Source organism: Paenibacillus thalictri, from assembly GCF_004307995.1.
GTDB lineage: Bacteria > Bacillota > Bacilli > Paenibacillales > NBRC-103111 > Paenibacillus_AF > Paenibacillus_AF thalictri.
Genome location: NZ_SIRE01000024.1, coordinates 134911 through 153633 on the forward strand (window position 1 = coordinate 134911; position 18723 = coordinate 153633).

Here is an 18723-nt window from a genome sequence, read left to right on the forward strand (position 1 = left end):
AAAGGAGAAACTATGAATCTATTGCATGTGGTCGAGCAGTTGTTTGCCAAATTCGGATATTTGGTGTTATTGATCGGGTTGCCGCTTGATTTCATTGCGCTGCCTATCCCTCCGGGCAACAGCACTTTGACATATACCGGTTACTTGTCCTACAAAGGCGTGTTGTTACTGCTGCCCGCCTTTCTGGCTGCCCTGACGGGAGCGCTGCTTGGGGTGACGATCACCTACGCTATCGGCTATCAAATCGGGATGCCGCTGGTGGAGAAATACGGCAAATGGCTTTCGATTAAGCCTGAACATGTTCAAAAAGTGCGGCGGTACTACGATAAATACGGCAACACGATGCTGCTGTTCAGTTTTTTTATCCCGGGGATTCGGCAATTTATCGGTTATTTCATCGGCATGATTCGTGTGCCGTTCCGCGCGGTTGTCATTTACGCTTATTTGGGTACGTTGATTTGGGTGACCGCGTTTTTTGCCATCGGGTACGTATTCGGGGAACAATGGCAGTCGGTTTTTCTGCTTGTGGAAACCTATTTAAAATATTTGTTTATCGGCCTGGGATGTGTGCTCGTCGGTTTATTTCTCGTTAGATGGCTGATCCGCCCGCGTTCCTCGTGAATCCTGCAAAGGGATTTGGGACGCAAACATGGTTAAAAAATCATCGGCATGCAGATGCTAGTTAGGAGCCGCGGGACGGACAAGGTTTTCTGTAGGCAAACGTGCCGTCGCCCTTACGAAGTGAGCTTTCCTACGGAAAGCTCTTAGGAGGAACTTGATGACTGTTAACGAACATGCTGCAGCAGCCGGAGGCGGAACGGAATCTTTGGAACATGTAAAGCGGATGCCGATTTTGATTTCGCTGATGATCGGCGCTTTTTTCTCGATACTTAACGAAACGCTGCTGAACGTGGCATTCCCGGAACTGATGATCGAATTGGGCGTTACGGCGCCGACGCTGCAATGGCTGGCTACCGGTTATATGCTGGTTGTTGGCGTGCTTGTGCCGTCATCCGCGCTGCTCGTTCAATGGTTTACGACCCGGCAGATGTTTCTAGGCGCGATGATCTTGTTTACCCTGGGAACGCTGGTTTGCGGAACTGCGCCGCATTTTGCTTTTCTGCTGCTTGGACGTTTGCTGCAAGCGGCCGGTACGGGCCTGATGCTGCCGGTCATGATGAACACGATTCTTGTGTTGTACCCGCCGGAAAAGCGCGGCGGTGCCATGGGCACGATCGGTCTTGTCATTATGTTTGCGCCGGCCATCGGACCGACGTTATCGGGACTTATTTTGCAGTCGCTGCAGTGGCGTTGGCTGTTTTATCTCGTGCTGCCGTTTGCGGTTTTTTCGATCGTGTTTGCTTCTATTTATTTAAAAAACGTTTCCCAGCCGACCAAGCCCAAAGTGGATGTCGTATCGATCGTTCTGTCGACGATCGGGTTCGGAGGCATCGTTTACGGCTTCAGCAGCTCCGGCGGGGCTGACGGGGGATTCCGGGTATACGGCACCATCTTAATCGGAGCAATCGCGCTTCTGCTGTTTGTGATGCGCCAGCTCCGCGTCAAAGAACCGCTGATGGATCTGAGGGCGTTTGCTTATCCGATGTTCACGGTGACCGCCATTCTGCTTATCATCATGATGATGACATTGTTCTCCACGATGTCGCTGCTTCCGTTTCTGTTCCAAGGCGCTTTAGGCATGACCGTTTTTGCGTCCGGGCTGCTGATGCTGCCGGGAAGTCTGCTTAACGGACTGATTTCCCCGCTGACGGGCAAGCTGTTCGATAAATTCGGCCCGCGTGCGCTGGTCATTCCGGGAACGGTGTTTCTGGTCGTCATTATGTGGTTTTTTACGCGGGTGAACCTGGATACTTCAAAAGCAACGTTTCTTGTGCTGCATATCTGCATTATGATCGCCATCTCGATGATTATGATGCCAACGCAAACAAACGGCTTAAACCAGCTCCCGCAGCGCTATTATCCTCACGGCACGGCGATTTTGAACACGCTGCAGCAGGTGGCGGGAGCGATTGGCGTGGCCTTCTTCATTGGCATCATGACAACGGGACAAAGCAAATATTTGGCGCAATCGTCCGATCCGAAAGCGCCGGTGGAAATGGCCAAAGCGATGGTATCCGGCGTCCACAACGCCTTTCTTTATGGACTTGGCTTTGCGGTGCTGGCGCTTGTTCTGGCGTTTTTCATTAAACGATCCCAAGGGCAAGCGAAACCGACGTCTTAAGAAATCTCGGTATAAACCTTGTCTCGGTCACAGCGTGGCTACTGAAAAAGTGAGCGCTGCAAGAACAACACATATTGAGGCGGAGCAGGTTCCGCCTCTTTTTGTTTTACCCGACGATGGAATCCCGTCAAGCAACAGCGCGCGCTTTTTTGCATATGTATGGAGCACCAAGCAAGAAGCCGGTTCTAGTTGAATTTGAAAAAAATTGACTTTACAAAAAGCCTGGATATGATTTAAAATTTATAAATCCGATTGAATTAATATGAATTAAAAATGACAGGTGTGGTTAACGGTGAGCTTAGGAATAGCAGCCATGGGTTTATTTGTCGGTTTTATGGTCGGTTTGACGGGTGTTGGGGGCGCTTCGCTGCTGACGCCAATCCTCGTTTTGGCCGGCATCAATCCTTCGATTGCAGTTGGGACGGATCTTCTGTACAATTCAGTGACCAAATTTTTCGGAACCATTCAGCATTGGCGGCAAAAAACAATCGACTTCAAGTTAACGAAGTATTTGGCCATGGGCAGCTTGCCGGGGGTTGTTGTTTCCATTGCGCTTTTGCATACTTTTAATTCCTACTATCACAATCAAGAAACACTGATTAAACATGCGCTTGGTTATGTACTGATATTAGTGGCGATTGCTACAATCGTAAAGGTGTTTTTCGACCACAAGCTGAGCGGAAACCGCTGGCAAGCAAAGCCGCTTGAGCAAAAAAAGGGGCTGACCATCGCCATCGGTGCCGTTCTCGGATTTATCGTTGGGCTAACATCCATCGGTTCCGGATCGTTATTTGCGATCGCACTGATGTATTTGTTTCAGATGAGCGCTTCAAAACTCGTCGGCACGGATATCGCTCACGCTTTTTTGCTGGCGACGGTAGCCGGACTGCTCCACGCCGGACTTGGCAATGTCGATTACATGCTTGCGCTGAATCTGCTGCTCGGCTCCATTCCCGGCGTGCTGCTCGGCAGCATGTTGTCGTCGAAGGCGCCGACCAAACTGCTTCGTTCCGTCATTGCCAGCTTAATCCTCATCAGCGGTTTTAAGCTTATCTAAATTCGCTTCGTGTTTGACAAGATTCGACCATATTTTCCCTTGTCTGCCTGATTGTTCTCATTTACAATGAAATCAAGATTGGGCTGGGAGGGAGCCGTATGTGGAGAGTCGTCTCGCGAAGCATGACGAACAGCCACCGTGTTTTTTTGCGGTTGCTGATCCCTAACGTGTTGTTTCTGCTGTTCCCCCTTCTTGTTGGAGGGGTTCTTTATTATATGACGCTGCATGAAGTGGAGCGGGAAGTGACGTCAAACAACATGAATTTGCTGCAGCAGACCCGGGACATTCTCGACCGCAGGTTTGCGGAAGTATCGTCCATGGCGATGCAGCTCGTTAACGATACGCGGATTATGCAGTTCCAGAACATTACGGAGCCGTTTGTCGGGACCAATACGTACCGGGTGCTGGAAACCCGCAAAAGCATCCACAACTACAGCTTGACGAACAATTTTATATACAACTATTTTCTTTTTTATAAAAACAGCGAACTTGTATTTACGGAAGATTCCACGTATAAGTTCGCCGATTTTTTTTCCGGGTTCAAGTATAAGACGCGGGATACGCAAAGCCTGAAAAGCTTGCTGATCGGCGATTTTTATCACCGGATGGTGCTGCCTGCCGAAGAAGTGACGGCGAAGGGTGGCAAGATGACGCTGCTTACGTATATTCAATCGCTTGGATTCCCGGGTTACCCCCAAGGGGCTGTCGTTATTACGGTAGATAACCGGGAAATTCAAAAACTGCTTGGCGGACTCGATCTATCCGGCGGCGGATGGGCTTATATCATCGATGAAACGGGAACCATCATCAGTTCCTCCGTGGAGGGCGCTCTTTCCGATTGGATTGACCTCAGCCGGCTGCGCGGCAAGCAGGGCAGCCAGATGCAGCAAATCGGGAAGATGAACATGATGGTGACCTACACGACTTCCAGCTACAACGGATGGACGTTCCTGGTGGCCCAGCCGGAGCATGTCGTGCTTGGCAAGGTGCTGTATATCAAAAAAGTAACCTTTACCATGGCATTTATTTTCCTCGCCTTAAGTCTTGTCATCGTGTATTTCATCGCTTATCGGAACAGCCGTCCGATCCGTACGATTATGGAAACGATTGTTGAGCGCACCGAAGGAAGCCCTTATCCGGCTTCGGATGTGTATCGTTTTATTCGCGATTCGGTGGCCCGGCTGATCGACAATAACCGGGAGCTCCAGGATAAAGTGAAGAAACAAGCTCCGCTGCTGCAGGCCGCCCTGATCGAGCGGCTGCTGAAAGGCGAATACATGCCGCAGAAGGACGTTCCTATTCTGCTGCAGCATGCGGGCATTGAAGCGCAAGGGGATATGTTTGTCGTCGTGATTTTGCAACTAAGAACGTACGGCGACGGATTTGACCTGATCTTGCTGGAGGAACTGGACGTCAAGCGTATTATGGTTAAAGATATATTGCGCGAGGAACTGGAAGGAAGCTGCTACTTGCACGATGTGGCTCAGGATCAGATTGCGTTATTGTTCAGCGCTGACGCCGCCGCGCGGCAGGAGCATGAGGCTTATTTGCAGGATATGCTCGGCCGGATTGACGGCAGCATCTACAGCCGCTTGAATATTTCGGTCCGTTTTGCCGTCGGGGGCATGTATGAGGGACTTCCGAACGTATCGCGTTCCTACGAGGAATCCAAGCAGACGCTGGAGTATTTGCAGTGGCGAAACAAGGACGGCATGATGCGGTTTGACGAGCTGCCCAAAGGGCATAACGGTTATTATTATCCGTCGGATCTTGAACTGAGGCTCAGCAACCTGGCTAAAGCCGGTGAGATCGAAGCGGTGGAAACGCTGCTGAACGAATTGTACAGGGTCAATTTCGAGGAACGAAGCTTATCGGTGCCGATGCTGCAGCTTTTTATGAACGAAATGTGGGGTACGCTCGTGAAATTGATGCCGCAGTTGACCGCTGACGAAGGCGTGTTGGAGCATATTAAGCCGTTCCATGGCGAAATGAGTTCTTATGCCCACTTGGAGAAAAACTACAAGTCGCTGGTTGCCGCATACCGTAACATGTGCGCCATAGTTAACGAGCACAAAAAGAGCCAAAATGTGCAGCTGTTGAACAATATCGTCGAGCTGCTGCATCTGTCGTACACGGATGCCGGGTTATGCCTCGATTCGGTGGCGGAGAGAATGGATATTTCCAAAGGGTATTTATCGCAATTTTTCAAGGAACAGACGGGAGTCAATTTCTCCGATTATTTGGAGCAATTGCGGATGTCTCAAGCCAAAGAGCTGTTAGCCAAAACGGATATGCCGGTTTATGAAATTGCCCAGCAGGTAGGGTATAGCTCATCCAATACGTTTTGCCGTGCTTTTAAGCGTATTAATGGGGTCAGCACGACGGCGTTCCGCGATCTAAAGGCATTTTGAAAGCGCATTCTTTAGGATTGCATATGCTCAGTACAATTGCACATGGTCATTCTGAAAGCCTGCATATCGATATGCAGGCTTTCACATTTACTTTCGCGGGTTCCAAGATTATCGTTAATTCAGACAACTGTGAAAACAATTTTCGCGATTCGACTTTCAGGGGGTGATTTGTTGGAAACGCTTAACCAGGTATCCGCGCTCAAAGCGGAAGGGGCCAAGGCGGTCGGCCGACTGCCGGCGCCGGTGAAGAAGATGCGGAAAGTGTGGCGCTTGTATGCGCTGATTGCGCTTCCTCTTGTGTACATCATCATTTTTAAATACGTTCCTATGTACGGTTCGCAGATCGCCTTCAAAAACTTTATCGTCACCAAAGGAATATGGGGCAGCGAATGGGTGGGCTTCAGGCATTTTATCCGCTTTTTTAACTCGTACGAGTTTTGGCGGCTGCTGATCAACACCATTGTGCTAAGCGTGTACAGCTTGGTTGCAGGGTTCCCGTTCCCGATTATTCTTGCGCTCAGCCTCAACTACGTGAAAAACAAATTGTTCAAAAAGTCCGTGCAGCTCATTACCTACGCGCCTCACTTTATTTCCGTGGTGGTCATGGTGGGCATTATTTTCGAGATGCTGGATCCAAGAACCGGGATCGTCAACTCCGTCATGAAATTGCTCGGTTTCCCGGCAATTAATTTTATGGGTGTGCCCGAGTATTTCAAATCGATTTACGTCTGGTCGGGTATTTGGCAAAGCGTCGGATTCTCCTGCATCATCTATTTGGCAGCGCTTTCAAGTATCGACCCGTCCTTGCATGAAGCCGCGGTTGTGGACGGCGCGTCCAAAATACAGCGTATGTGGCATATCGATTTACCCGGCATTATGCCAATCGCCATCATCATGCTCATTATGAACACAGGGCATATGCTGGATATCGGTTTCGAAAAAGTGCTGCTGATGCAAAATCCGCTGAACATCAGAACGTCCGAGGTCATAGACACCTATGTGTACAAGGTGGGCTTGGCATCGGCCGCATTAAACTATTCTTACTCGTCGGCAATCGGGCTGTTTAAATCGGTGATCAATCTGATTCTTCTGCTTGCCGTCAACAAAATCGCCCAAAAAACAAAGCAGGCGAGCTTATGGTAAATGCGGAACGGAAAGGAGGTTTAACGGATGGAGCATTCCAGCATTAAGGAAATAAAAAGCGACCGCTGGTTTACGATCATCAACTATGTGATTTTGTCGCTGTTCCTCATTACGATTTTGTATCCGCTCATTTACGTGGCGAGTTCTTCGATCAGCAGCTCCGAAGCGGTCATCTCCGGCAGAGTGTGGTTGTGGCCCGTTTCTCCGACGCTGGACGGGTATGCCGCCGTGTTCAAGCACAAGCTGATCTGGAGCGGCTTCAGCAACTCCTTATATTACACGGTTGCCGGAACGCTGATTAATGTGATTATGACGATTCTTGCGGCTTATCCGCTGTCCAGGCGAGATTTTTACGGCAAAAACGTGTTTATGTTTCTGTTTGTATTCACGATGATGTTCTCCGGCGGGCTGATCCCGACTTATTTGCTGGTCAAGGATCTTGGGCTGCTGAATACAACCTGGTCGATGCTGCTGCCCGGCGCGCTTGGTGTATGGAACATGATTATTACGCGGACGTACTTTCAAACGACGATTCCCGACGAGCTGCTGGAGGCGTCGCAGTTGGACGGCTGCACGGACTTTCAATTCGTATGGAAAATCGTGCTCCCGCTGTCCGGTCCGATCATCGCCGTCATTACGCTGTTTTATGCGGTAGGCCATTGGAATTCGTATTTTAACGCCTTGATTTATTTGAAAACGCAATCCTTGTTCCCGCTTCAGCTTGTGCTTCGGGATATTCTGGTGCAAAACGACGTCGCCATGAACATGCTGATGGACGTGCAAGAGCAGGCCAAAAGAGAAGGCTTGCGGGAGCTGCTGAAATATTCGCTGATCGTTGTGGCATCCGTTCCCCTGCTGATCGTGTATCCTTTTGTGCAGAAGTATTTTGTGAAAGGGATCATGATCGGTTCCCTAAAGGGATAAATGAACTGTATATGAACAAAGGGAGGGTATTGTATTGAAAAAGATCAAGTTTGGCATGATGGCGACGGTACTTAGTCTGAGCTTGGCGCTTAGTGCTTGCTCGGGCGGAGGCGGGGGATCCGGCGGGGAAACCGCCGAGAAGAAACCTGATGACACGGCGAAAAAGCCCGCAGCTGCGGCAATCAATCCGGCCGGACAGCTGCCGATTACAAACGAGAAGTCGACGGTCAAAATATTGGTGAAGGGCGCAGCATCGGTTGAGGATTTTGCCACCAACGAATTTACGAAATGGCTTGAGCAAAAAACAAACGTGCATATCGATTGGGAAGTCGCACCGGAAAAATCGGCGACGGAAAAGCTCAACCTCGTCTTGTCGAGCGGCGATTATCCCGATGTCATCATGGGTTTTGGCGTTTCGCCGACACAGATGATGATTTACGGCAGCCAAGGCGTATTTTTGCCGCTGAACGACTTGATTGAGAAATACGGAGTAGAAATTAAAAAGATGTTCGCCGCCAGCGCCTTCTACAAAGACTTGATCACGGCTCCGGACGGTAAGATTTATGCGCTGCCCCAGGTTAATGAATGTTACCACTGTATGTACAAGCAAAGAATGTGGGTATACAAACCATGGCTCGATAAGCTGGGTCTCAATATGCCGACTACCACCGATGAATTCGCGGATATGCTGAAAGCGTTTAAAACACGCGACCCGAACGGCAACGGCAAAGCGGACGAAATCCCGCTGTCCGGTTCGATTCAAGCGGCCGCCAGCTATTTGTTCGAAACGCAAATGCTCGATTCGTTCCTGATGAATGCTTTTACTTATGATCACGGGGACAAAAAGCTGTATTTGGAGAACGGCAAGGTGACGGTGCCCTACAATAAGCCGGAGTGGAAGGAAGGCTTGAAATACATTCATAAGTTGTACGCCGACGGACTGATTGATCCGCAGGCCCTCACTCAAGACAACAACCAGCTGAAGAAGCTGGGCGAAAATCCCGATACGGTCATTCTTGGCGCATCGTCCGGGCATAACATGGGCTCCTTAACGACGCTGGGCTCCACCAGCGGAAGATGGAAAGATTATGTGGCCGTTCCGCCGTTGAAAGGACCAAGCGGTTTCCGCACGGCTGCTTATCACCCGTATGTCGTAGCCAACGGCCAATACATCATTACGAAAAATGCCAAAAACCCGGAAGTCGCTTTCCGGCTTGCCGACTTCCTGTTTAACTCCCCAGACACGACGCTTCACTGGTACGCTGGACGTGAAGGAACAGAATGGCGTTACGCGGAAAAAACCGAAATCGGCATCAATGGCAAACCGGCGATCTGGAAGCAGTTGACCCCTTGGGGCGGCGTGCAAAACGTAAACTGGGGCCAAACGGGTCCGAACTACCGTTCCAACGATTTCCGTTTGGGCGAAGCGCAAAATCCGGAGCAGCCGCTTGAGGTTATGCTGTATACCCAAACGAAGGAACGGATGGAGCCTTACCAAATGCCGATCGAGAAGGTCATGCCTCCGGTATTTTTTACGGCCGAGCAGGCCAGTGAAGTCGCGGATTTGGAGAAAACGATACTTGATCATGTGAAAGAAATGATGGCCCGCTTTATTATCGGGGACTCCGATATCGATAAAAACTGGGACGCTTATTTGAAAAACCTCGATAACATGAACTTGAAGCGGTACTTGGAACTGTATCAACAAGCTTACGACGTTGGCTTTAAGAAGAAATAAGGGGGAACACGTATGAGCGGCGAAACGATCGGGCAAGAGGCGGTAAGTCAAACGAACAAAATGGCCTGGTGGAGAGAAGCGAAATTTGGCATGTTTATCCACTGGGGATTGTACGCGATACCGGCAGGGGTATGGAACGGGAAGGAAATTCCCGGCATCGGCGAGTGGATTATGAAACGGGCCCAAGTGCCGATTGCAGAATACGCAAAACTGGCCGAACAGTTTAATCCGGTGCGGTTTAACTCCCGGGAGTGGGTGGAAGTCGCTAAAAACGCGGGTATGAAATATATCGTCATCACCGCCAAACATCATGACGGCTTCTGCATGTACCACTCCAAGGTATCGAAGTACAACATCGTGGACGCCACGCCGTTCGGGCGTGATCCGATGAAGGAATTGGCGGAAGCATGCGCCGAAGCCGGTCTGCGATTATGTTTTTATTACTCGCAAACCCAGGACTGGTACGAGAAAGATGCGGTCGGCAACGATTGGGACTTTCCAAACGCGGAGGAGAAGCAGTTTGAGCGTTACCTCGAAGAGAAAGTGAAACCGCAGGTGAAGGAGCTGCTGACGCAATACGGCCCGATTGGCCTCATCTGGTTTGATACGCCGATGATGATGACTTCGGAACAAAGCATCGAGCTGGCGGAATACGTACGCAGCATTCAGCCCGACTGTATCGTTAACGGGCGTGTCGGCAACGGTTTCGGCGATTATGTCTGCCTGGGGGACAATGAGACCCCGGCCACCTCGCTGACGGCCGATTGGGAAACCTGCGCCACGCTTAACCATACATGGGGCTTCAAAACAAACGACCATGACTGGAAGTCGCCGGAGACGATCATCCGGCTGCTCAGCGACATCGTCAGCAAAAACGGCACGTATTTGCTGAACGTCGGACCAACGGCCGAAGGAGTGATTCCCGAGCCAAGCGTCAATATTTTGCAGGAGGTCGGGCAGTGGTTATCCCGGAATGAAGCGGCGATTCGCGGCACAACGGCTAATCCGTTTCAAACGGAATATGAGTGGGGTACGGTTACGCTCAAGCCGGGCAAGGTGTTTGTTCATTTCTTCTCGTGGCCGGGAGAAATATTTTCGCTGCGCGGTTTGAAAAACGTCGTGCATAAAGCTTCGCTGCTGGCCATGCCGGACCGGGAGCTGGAATTCGAACAAGCTTACGACGCGGAGGCGGGAGCTTATACGCTAAACGTGACTTTGCCGTCGGAAGCGCCGGATCATCCGGTGGCGGTACTGGCGCTGGATATCGACGGCCTCACGGCAGCGGCGGACAATTCACTTGCTCAGCGGGCCGATGGCTCCGTCGTGCTGGAAGCGCACCGCGCCGACATCCGCAAGGAAGACGGCTCCAAATTGGCTTTGTCCCGCGCCGGCGTCATTACCGGATGGTTTCAACCCAGCGACCGGCTAAGCTGGACGTTTAAGGCAGTGACACCCGGACAGTTCCGGGTCGATCTGATCAGCATGGCGGAGAAAGCGCGCGATTCACTCGGAGAACACGTAGGTCGCTGGGAAGGCGGACATGAACTGCGGATCGAAGCTGCCGGCCAGCAGCTGAGTTTTACCGTGGAGGAGCAGGAGCGGATCGTCACTTCGCGTTCGCTGTATTTTCACCGCGTCCGCTCCAGCGCCGGCGTGATCGAAATTGATGCGCCCGGGGAGTACAACCTTGAGATCGTTCCGGTGAAGCTGAATACGGAGCAAGGGCTGGGATTAAAGCTGGTTTCGGTTAACTTGCAGCCGGTGTAGGGTGATTCCAAAGCGCGCGTCTCGATGTCGGGCGTCGCATGATGGTAGTCGACCTTCACACCTTGTAAGAATGGACGAATCTTCCGCAGCGTTCGTCCAAACAAAAGCTTGCTCTTTTGCATTGTATATTGTGTGTCCCGCGGTCCGGTTGAACGTGGGCGCCTCCTTTCCATTAGCCCCCGCAAGGGGGCTCTTTTTTTTCGCTTCAGTAACCAAACCCGGGCGTTTGCCATATGCTATAGGCGACTAACCATTTGAGGTGTTGCGAATATGGCCATTGTGGCGAACGAAACAACTGCGGCACAGATTGTTCAGGCGAATCTGCCTCCTGGCGCAGAGCTTATGACGGTCGGACGGACCCAGCCTCGTCCCGCCGTATATGCTGCTGATTTGGACAGGGACGGCGCGATGGAGCTTGCTGCGGTATATAAGCTGAACGGAGAGATGTACGTAACGATTTTGAAAAAAGGCTGGAATGCCTGGATGCCTGCAGCAACGGCGAAAGGTCAAGGTTACGCAGTGACGGATTTGACGGCCGCCCCGATCGTATATCCCGGCCTCAACAACCTGATCGTCGGTTGGCAGGTCGGCGCTATTTGGTCGAAGTTGTCCGTGTATGAATGGACAAGAGACGGACTCAAGGACATAGCTCCTTCTGATTTGTATTACAGCTTTATGGAAGTTGAACATATGCCGGGCGGCGCGAAGAGAGGGACGTCGGAGATCGCGCTGTGGATTCACGATACGGGGGAAGCGTACAAGGTCGAAGTGATCCGTTGGCAGAACGGCGGGTTTGTGCCTGCGCCGGACGTGTATCCGTATTATTTTCAGAAAGTCGCCCGGTATTACGAGCGAATGACCCGCCAGCATCCGGATTATCCGTTCTACTGGTATTACCTGGCCGATGCCCAATTCAAGGCGGGACAGAAGAAGGGGGCGTTGTGGTCGGTCAAAAAAGCGCTCAGCTTCGATCAGCCTTATCCGTCACGTGAGGCGCTGCTGGAATTGCAGCGGCAGATCGAAACGATGCACCGCAGCATAGCGTTATTTCCCGCGTCGCTCAGAACAACGGACGGTGTGAAATGGGGATTTATCGACAGCTCCGGAAAGATGGCGATTCCGGCACGGTTTGATTATGCGTTTGATTTTCAAAATAACGGTCTTGCCGTCGTGCAAATCGGGGGCCATAGCGGCTTAATTGATACCAACGGACATTTTGCGGTTCAGCCGGTTTACGCTTCGATCAGTCCTTTCTCGGAAGGCCGCGCGGTCGTGATTGACCGTCAAGGGTTTAAGCTGATGGACGAAGCCGGCCGGATTGTGACCGGCAAAGCCTATTCTTATATCGCGCCGCTCAGCGACGGCAGAGCGATGTTTTACGTGATGGGCAGCGATAACGTCAGCCATTACGGGTACTTGGACGCCGATGGGCACGAGGTGATTCCGGCGCGATTTCTGGAAGCGGGCGATTTCAGCAACGGCAAGGCGGTTGTGAAAATCAAAGATAACGAATATGCGCTGATCGATCGAAACGGCCGGCGGCTGGCCACGTATCCTTTTGCGTTTGTGGGCGGGCTTGGCGACGGGCTGCTTCCTTTCCAGCAGGTGGCAAACGGCAAATACGGATATATCGACGAGAAAGGCGCGGTTGTGATTCAACCGGCTTATTCGGGAGCACAGCCTTTCCAAGAAGGCCGGGCGGTTGTCAACACGGCGGAGGATTATAATTTCATCTACGGGCTGATCGATAAGCAGGGCCGGTTTATCGTCAAACCGGAATACAACGACATCCGGATGCTCGGCGAGCAGCGAATCGCTCTTGGCAAAGCGATTGATCCGAAGCAGCCCTTTATCGGCTCGGTTTTTGCCATCGCAGACACAAACGGACATTTGCTGACCGCCCACCGTTATTATGATGTTTCCGATTTTCACAACGGGCTTGCTTCGGTACATGATAGGCAACATACGTTTTTTATCGACCGCAGCGGCAAGGCGGCGCCGGGTTATCCGACACTGCAAGGCACGGGCAGCTTAAAGCTGGTTGACAAGTCGGTCATTCAAGCCAATATCGATCAGCGGTTGTCGTATCTTACTCCTGACGGCAAACTGATCTGGATGCAAAATACGGTGATTCCGCTCCGCCCGCCTTACCGCGTGGAAGAGCATAAATATAACCCGAATAAAGACTACCTCGTTTATTATCCGCAGGTGGCCGGCATGCAGGATACGAAAGCGCAAGCCAAAGTGAACGAGCAGCTGAAAGAGCTGTCGGGGGTCAAACCGGTCCCGGCCAAAACGCAGCTAGAGTATTCTTATACCGGCGACTTTGAAGTTGCTTTTTTCCAGAAGGACCTGCTTGTGCTGCAGTTGACCGGGTACAACTTTCCGTTTGGAGCGGCACACGGCATGCCGAGCAAAAAATACGTGCACATCAATCTGACCAACGGACACATGTATCAGTTGAAGGATTTGTTTAAGCCGGGCAGCGATTATGTGAAGGTGCTCAGCGATATCATCGGTAGACAGATCAAGGAGGATCCGCAATACGATTACGTATTCCCGGACACGTACAAAGGAATTACGCCGAATCAGCCGTTTTTCGTGACGGAGCACGCGCTGCACATCTACTTCGAGCCTTATGAAATCGCGCCGTATGCCGCGGGTTTCCCGACGTTTACGATCCCGTTCCAAGAGATCATGAATATTATCGCGACGGATGGGGAGTTTTGGAGGTCGTTTCATTAAATTTAGAAGCAAAAAGGCAGCCCGAATGGGAGGCTGCTAAAAAGTAAACGCTGCATGTGCGAATCATACTTACGATCGCTGATTGCCCCCAAATTTCTTGAATAATACCTGCTTGAGGCAGGCGAAATTCGGGGGCAAAGGCGAACGCTGGCGCTTCTCCAGCATGATTTCGCTCACTCCGCTGCTTTTTCAGCGGCCTCCGAATGGGAGGCTGCCTTTTTGCGTTGAGCGCACTGCCCCTAGAAAGCGCTGGGGGAAATGGGAGCGGATTTGCGGAATACGGCGATCGCTTTGAAATAATCGCCGTCAATGTCGATATCGAGCCTGCCGCCTTGAAGTTGCGCGATGCTTCTGGCGATCGAGAGGCCCAGTCCCGAACCTTCGGTATGGCGGGAGGGGTCGGCTCTTTTAAACCGTTCGAACAGCTCTTCGGCATTAAAATCGATGGCGTAAGCGGAGACGTTTTTGATCGTAAACAAAACGTCTTTATCCGTTTCATCAAGCGAAACATGGATGCGCGTGCCGGGCATGGCATATTTGAGCGCATTGCCGATCAGGTTTTCGAACACTCTCCACGTTTTTTTGCCGTCAAGCAAGGCGTATATTTTCGGATTCGGAATGTCCACCTTGCATGTGCAGGAGGAGGCTTTCAACTGTTCGTCGTATTCGGCCAACGCTTGATTCAGGAGCGCGGAGACGTTGACGTTGTCGAGTGCAAGCTCCACCTCGCCGCTGGTCAACTTGGATGCCTCGAACAAATCGTCAATCAGCAGCTTCAGCCTGTCCGTCTTCCGTTCCAGCACCTCGATATAGCTGTCCAGCGTTTCGCGCGGCAGCTCTTTGTCTTTAAGCAGGCCGACATAGTTGACAATCGACGTAAGCGGTGTTTTCAGATCGTGCGAGACGTTGGTGATCAGCTCCGATTTCAGCCTTTCGCTTTTGATCTGGCTTTCGAGCGATTTCATCAGGCCCAGCTTCGTGTTGTTCAAATCGCGGGCCAAGCGGAATAAATGGCCTTGTCCCGTTTCCAGCACGGTGCAGTTGAAATTGCCGGCGGCGAGTGCTTCCGCGCCCGCTATGACGGAGCGAAGCGCGCGGATACGGCTCACGATGTAAGGCCCGGCAATAAGCAGGTACAAAACGAGATAAACGCCGCATAATAACACGAGTCCCCCGGCTCCCTCCGCAATGCCGACCATGATTCCAAACATCATAATGCCAAGCAGCGCGGTGGAAATGAAGAGCAGCGCGGCTTTAACGATAATTTGCCTGCTTGCGAGCTTGGTTTTTACCAGCTCCAGCAGCTTTTTCGAAAAAGCGGATTTCCATTGGGCCGCCAGCTCTTCGCGATTGGCGCAGAGCACTCTCACGTCCCACACGATAAGCGTGATCAACATGGCAAGAGCTGCTGCAACAACGATGCCGCCGATGGTTTCGAGCTGCAAGGGGAGCTGAACAATGGCGTTGGTGCGGGTTAATTCTACCAGCAGCGCAGCGGACACAACCGCCAGTGCGATACGCAAGTCGAGCGGAATCCGGCGGGTTAACTTTGTAAGACGGCGGAACCATTCATCCGCGACGGCCGGGAATTTTTTCATATACACCAACAGGGCGCATGAAACGGCAATGGCGGCGGCGATCAGCGCGGTTTCTTTAAGCACGCGCTCGCGGATCGCCAAGTAATATTGATAGTCGATGTGAAATTGGCTGAACCCGCTTACTTGCGCCGGGATAATAAATTCGCCTTCAAGCCGGTTTTGCTGAAAATATCGGCTTAAGTCGCGGATAAAAGGGGAATAGGAGCTCGCATCATTGACCGGCAACGATAGGGCATACAAGGCTTGATTGCGAAGTTCCTGCATTTCCTGATCCCCGCCCAGATTCGAATACCATTCGTCGGTCCGCAAGTTTTTGACGCTGAACCGGAAGGTGTTGCTGCGGCTGTCCAAGCTTTTTGCCACTTGATTGTATTGGTTGGTCTGAAACTGGATGAAGTTGTTGATTTCTTGTTCCATCAGCTTGTCCGCACGGGCATCCGCGTCCGCGATCTGCTGCTCCGCTTGCAGCCGGGAGAATTCCTCGTTTAAACCTTGGCGCTGCAGATCGCCTAACTTGGAGCTGTAGAGATTGCGGATTTCATGTTGCTTGCTGCGTTTGCGGTCAAAATAATCGTCTCTTATTGCGTTGACATGCGGCGTGGACAATTTCTCCTGAAGCGGCAGACCGGGATAGTTTCGATGCTCCACGTAAACGTATTTAAACAAATTCATATGTATATTGAGCTGCTCGTAAAACGGACTGCTCGTAAAATAATAGTTTTTGTCGAGGAAGCCGGCATGCCTTACAATATCCGCGCCTAAAATGAGCGTCACAAGCGACAAACAGCTCATCAGGACAAATACGGCCGCTTGTTTTGTTTTATTTTTCGATTTTGTAGCCAATTCCCCACACCACCTTCAAATATTGCGGATCCTTCGGATTAATTTCGATTTTTTCACGGATGCGCCGGACGTGCACGGCCACCGTGTTTTCCGCGTTGAATCCCGGTTCCTTCCACACGAGCTCATAGATCTCCTCAATTGAAAACACCCTGCCTTTGTTCTCCATCAGCAGCTCGAGAATCCGGTATTCGGTAGCGGTCAGCCGGACTTCCTCACGATCGACGGAAACGGTCTTGGTGATCTTATCAAGCACAAGCCCCCTCACCCGGAGCTCGTTTTCAGACGGCTTATAATTACCGAACATCGTGTAACGTCTGAGCTGCGACTTTACCCTTGCCACCAGCTCCAGCGGATTAAACGGCTTGCACATATAGTCGTCCGCCCCGACGTTCAAGCCGACGATTTTGTCGGTATCTTCACTTTTGGCGGATAACATCAGAATCGGGATGTTGCGCTCCTGCCTGATTTGATACGTCGTTTTGATGCCGTCCAGACGGGGCATCATCACGTCCAGCACGATCAGATGGATATCCTCCGCTTTCAGCAGCTCCAGCGCTTCCATGCCGTCATTTGCCTTGAAGACGTTAATATTTTCATGTTTTAAATAAATTTCGATTGCGTCCTGGATTTCTTTTTCGTCGTCGACAACCAGCACATTGTACATTTGCATCTGTATGATGGATCACCCTGGGTTCATAATTTTACAGCGCTTTGGCCGAAAGCATAATTACATCATAGTGGATGTTTTTAACGATTCGCATCATAAAATACTTACAAATTTATTAAGATTCGCGGTTTAAAAGAATGCAGCGGGCTTCCCAAACATGGGCGGCGCGTATTTAACGCCGCACAAAGCGGCCGATTTTGTAAAAAAGACCGGCATCAACTGGACAATTTTTGCGTTTCTATTAATTTTATCATCGTATTGATGTACAATGTAGTTGCGTTCATCGAATTCATTCGTCGGAGGTAGCCGTCATGAAAATCGGATTTATCGGATTAGGCATTATGGGAAAGCCGATGGCCAAAAATTTGCTTAAGGCCGGATTTTCCCTCATCGTTTCCAACCGCAGTCAAGCTGCAGTGGACGAGCTTTCCGCGCTTGGCGCAGAAACCGCTTCATCTCCGCGTCAGGTGGCCGAAGCAGCGGACGTCATCATTACGATGCTGCCGGATTCTCCCCAGGTTGAAGAAGTGGTACTGGGAGCAAACGGCGTGGCTGAAGGGATATCGGCAGGCAAAATCGTGGTCGATATGAGTTCCATTAACCCCGTTTCTTCGCAAAAAATCGCCTCCGGGCTGGAAGCCAAAGGCACTCATCTGCTGGATGCGCCGGTCAGCGGCGGGGAAATCGGAGCGATCGAAGCGAAACTCGCCATCATGGTGGGCGGACCTGCAAGCGCATTCGAGCAAGTGAAGCCGATTCTTGAAGCGATGGGCACATCGATTACCCGCGTCGGGGAAGTCGGTTCCGGCAATACGGTGAAGGTCATCAATCAGATGATCGTTGCGATGAATATCGCCGCCTTGTCGGAAGGCATGGCGCTTGGCCGCAAAGCGGGAATCGAGCCCGAGCTGGTGTTCGAAGCGATCCGCGGCGGACTTGCCGGCAGCCGTGTGATGGAGCTGAAGACGGCGAATATCGCCAAGGAAGAGTTCAAGCCCGGCTTCCGCATCGAGCTGCACGCCAAGGATTTGCGCAATGCCGTAGCGGCCGGTCAGGAAGTGGGAGCGAACATTCCGTTTACGACGCAGCTGCTTGACATTTTTGAGAAGCTGGAAGAGATGGGCTTCGGTAAGGAAGATCACAGCGCATTGTACCGTTATTTTTCCAAATCGGAATAACCAAACTACATTAAATACGAAAGAGGAGTGGAGTACATATGAAATTTTTTGCGACATTTTTACCGATGAAGGACGCCCAAAAAAGCGTGGATTTCCGCGCCGAGCATTTGGATTACTTGGCTCAGCGCCGCAGCGAAGGGAAAATTTTCGCTAACGGCCGTTTTGTGGACGGAGCGGGCGGTTTGGTCATTTATATGGCCGAATCCGAAGCGGAAGTACTGGACATCGTGCAGCAGGACCCGTACGTTGTCAAAGGCGCGCGTGGCTACGAAATTCACGAGTGGGATATCGTGACCGAAGCGGTGCTTCCGGATAAAAAGTAAATGTTTGTCTGTACGCAGCCGGGGAGCTTATGCTCCCCGGTTTTTTCGTTATGTGGTAGATTATAAGAAGCGGGTCTAAAGTTAGGA

Annotated in this window: 13 protein-coding genes; 11 read left to right on the top strand and 2 right to left on the bottom strand. The window is 51.3% G+C overall.

Annotated features, from left to right (window positions below; all coding sequences use genetic code 11):
• The first annotated feature begins 12 nt into the window (after nt 1–12).
• The 9 genes from EYB31_RS29335 to EYB31_RS29375 all read left to right on the top strand — a co-directional run bounded on the left by EYB31_RS29335 (nt 13) and on the right by EYB31_RS29375 (nt 14027).
• On the top strand, nt 13–621 hold the full coding sequence (locus tag EYB31_RS29335; protein WP_131017041.1) for a DedA family protein: 609 nt from the start codon (nt 13–15) through the stop codon (nt 619–621).
• Nucleotides 622–778: 157 nt separating this feature from the next.
• Nucleotides 779–2242, top strand: coding sequence for an MDR family MFS transporter (locus EYB31_RS29340; RefSeq protein ID WP_131017042.1), 1464 nt, complete (start codon nt 779–781; stop codon nt 2240–2242).
• 292 nt (nt 2243–2534) lie between these two features.
• The gene (locus tag EYB31_RS29345) at nt 2535–3299 is read left to right on the top strand and encodes a sulfite exporter TauE/SafE family protein (RefSeq protein WP_240762987.1); all 765 of its coding nucleotides are present in this window, start codon (nt 2535–2537) and stop codon (nt 3297–3299) included.
• Between the two features lie 98 nt (nt 3300–3397).
• Nucleotides 3398–5710: a helix-turn-helix domain-containing protein gene (locus tag EYB31_RS29350; protein ID WP_131017043.1), complete on the top strand. Its 2313-nt coding sequence runs from the start codon at nt 3398–3400 to the stop codon at nt 5708–5710.
• A gap of 252 nt (nt 5711–5962) precedes the next feature.
• Nucleotides 5963–6853, top strand: a complete 891-nt coding sequence (locus tag EYB31_RS29355; RefSeq protein ID WP_131017068.1) for an ABC transporter permease — start codon at nt 5963–5965, stop codon at nt 6851–6853.
• A 27-nt stretch (nt 6854–6880) separates the two neighbouring features.
• Complete coding sequence (locus EYB31_RS29360; RefSeq protein ID WP_131017044.1) at nt 6881–7777, top strand: carbohydrate ABC transporter permease; 897 nt, start codon at nt 6881–6883, stop codon at nt 7775–7777.
• A gap of 34 nt (nt 7778–7811) precedes the next feature.
• Nucleotides 7812–9515 (top strand): ABC transporter substrate-binding protein, encoded by a 1704-nt coding sequence (locus EYB31_RS29365; protein WP_240762991.1) that lies wholly within the window; start codon nt 7812–7814, stop codon nt 9513–9515.
• Between the two features lie 12 nt (nt 9516–9527).
• Nucleotides 9528–11282, top strand: coding sequence for an alpha-L-fucosidase (locus tag EYB31_RS29370; protein ID WP_131017045.1), 1755 nt, complete (start codon nt 9528–9530; stop codon nt 11280–11282).
• A 270-nt stretch (nt 11283–11552) separates the two neighbouring features.
• Nucleotides 11553–14027 (top strand): WG repeat-containing protein, encoded by a 2475-nt coding sequence (locus EYB31_RS29375; protein ID WP_131017046.1) that lies wholly within the window; start codon nt 11553–11555, stop codon nt 14025–14027.
• Nucleotides 14028–14266: 239 nt separating this feature from the next.
• On the opposite strand, the gene EYB31_RS29380 is transcribed toward EYB31_RS29375, so the two are convergent.
• Nucleotides 14267–16468: a sensor histidine kinase gene (locus EYB31_RS29380; protein ID WP_131017047.1), complete on the bottom strand. Its 2202-nt coding sequence runs from the start codon at nt 16466–16468 to the stop codon at nt 14267–14269.
• Nucleotides 16446–17138: a response regulator transcription factor gene (locus tag EYB31_RS29385; RefSeq protein WP_131017048.1), complete on the bottom strand. Its 693-nt coding sequence runs from the start codon at nt 17136–17138 to the stop codon at nt 16446–16448. Before EYB31_RS29385 ends, EYB31_RS29380 begins: the two co-directional genes overlap by 23 nt.
• Before the next feature lie 284 nt (nt 17139–17422).
• Here EYB31_RS29385 and EYB31_RS29390 point away from each other — a divergent pair, with 284 nt between their 5' ends.
• Together EYB31_RS29390 and EYB31_RS29395 are read left to right on the top strand one after the other, a co-directional pair.
• Nucleotides 17423–18313 carry a 2-hydroxy-3-oxopropionate reductase gene (locus EYB31_RS29390; RefSeq protein ID WP_276322103.1) on the top strand — a complete coding sequence of 297 codons (891 nt, stop codon included), beginning with the start codon at nt 17423–17425 and terminating at the stop codon, nt 18311–18313.
• Between the two features lie 38 nt (nt 18314–18351).
• Nucleotides 18352–18636, top strand: coding sequence for a YciI family protein (locus EYB31_RS29395; RefSeq protein ID WP_131017050.1), 285 nt, complete (start codon nt 18352–18354; stop codon nt 18634–18636).
• Nucleotides 18637–18723: the final 87 nt, after the last annotated feature.

Coding starts and splice junctions, on each gene's coding strand:
- EYB31_RS29370 (WP_131017045.1), top strand. CDS start 9,528: ATGAGCGGCGAAACGATCGGGCAAGAGGCGGTAAGTCAAACGAACAAA.
- EYB31_RS29340 (WP_131017042.1), top strand. CDS start 779: ATGACTGTTAACGAACATGCTGCAGCAGCCGGAGGCGGAACGGAATCT.
- EYB31_RS29395 (WP_131017050.1), top strand. CDS start 18,352: ATGAAATTTTTTGCGACATTTTTACCGATGAAGGACGCCCAAAAAAGC.
- EYB31_RS29335 (WP_131017041.1), top strand. CDS start 13: ATGAATCTATTGCATGTGGTCGAGCAGTTGTTTGCCAAATTCGGATAT.
- EYB31_RS29360 (WP_131017044.1), top strand. CDS start 6,881: ATGGAGCATTCCAGCATTAAGGAAATAAAAAGCGACCGCTGGTTTACG.
- EYB31_RS29355 (WP_131017068.1), top strand. CDS start 5,963: ATGCGGAAAGTGTGGCGCTTGTATGCGCTGATTGCGCTTCCTCTTGTG.
- EYB31_RS29385 (WP_131017048.1), bottom strand. CDS start 17,138: ATGCAAATGTACAATGTGCTGGTTGTCGACGACGAAAAAGAAATCCAG.
- EYB31_RS29375 (WP_131017046.1), top strand. CDS start 11,553: ATGGCCATTGTGGCGAACGAAACAACTGCGGCACAGATTGTTCAGGCG.
- EYB31_RS29350 (WP_131017043.1), top strand. CDS start 3,398: ATGTGGAGAGTCGTCTCGCGAAGCATGACGAACAGCCACCGTGTTTTT.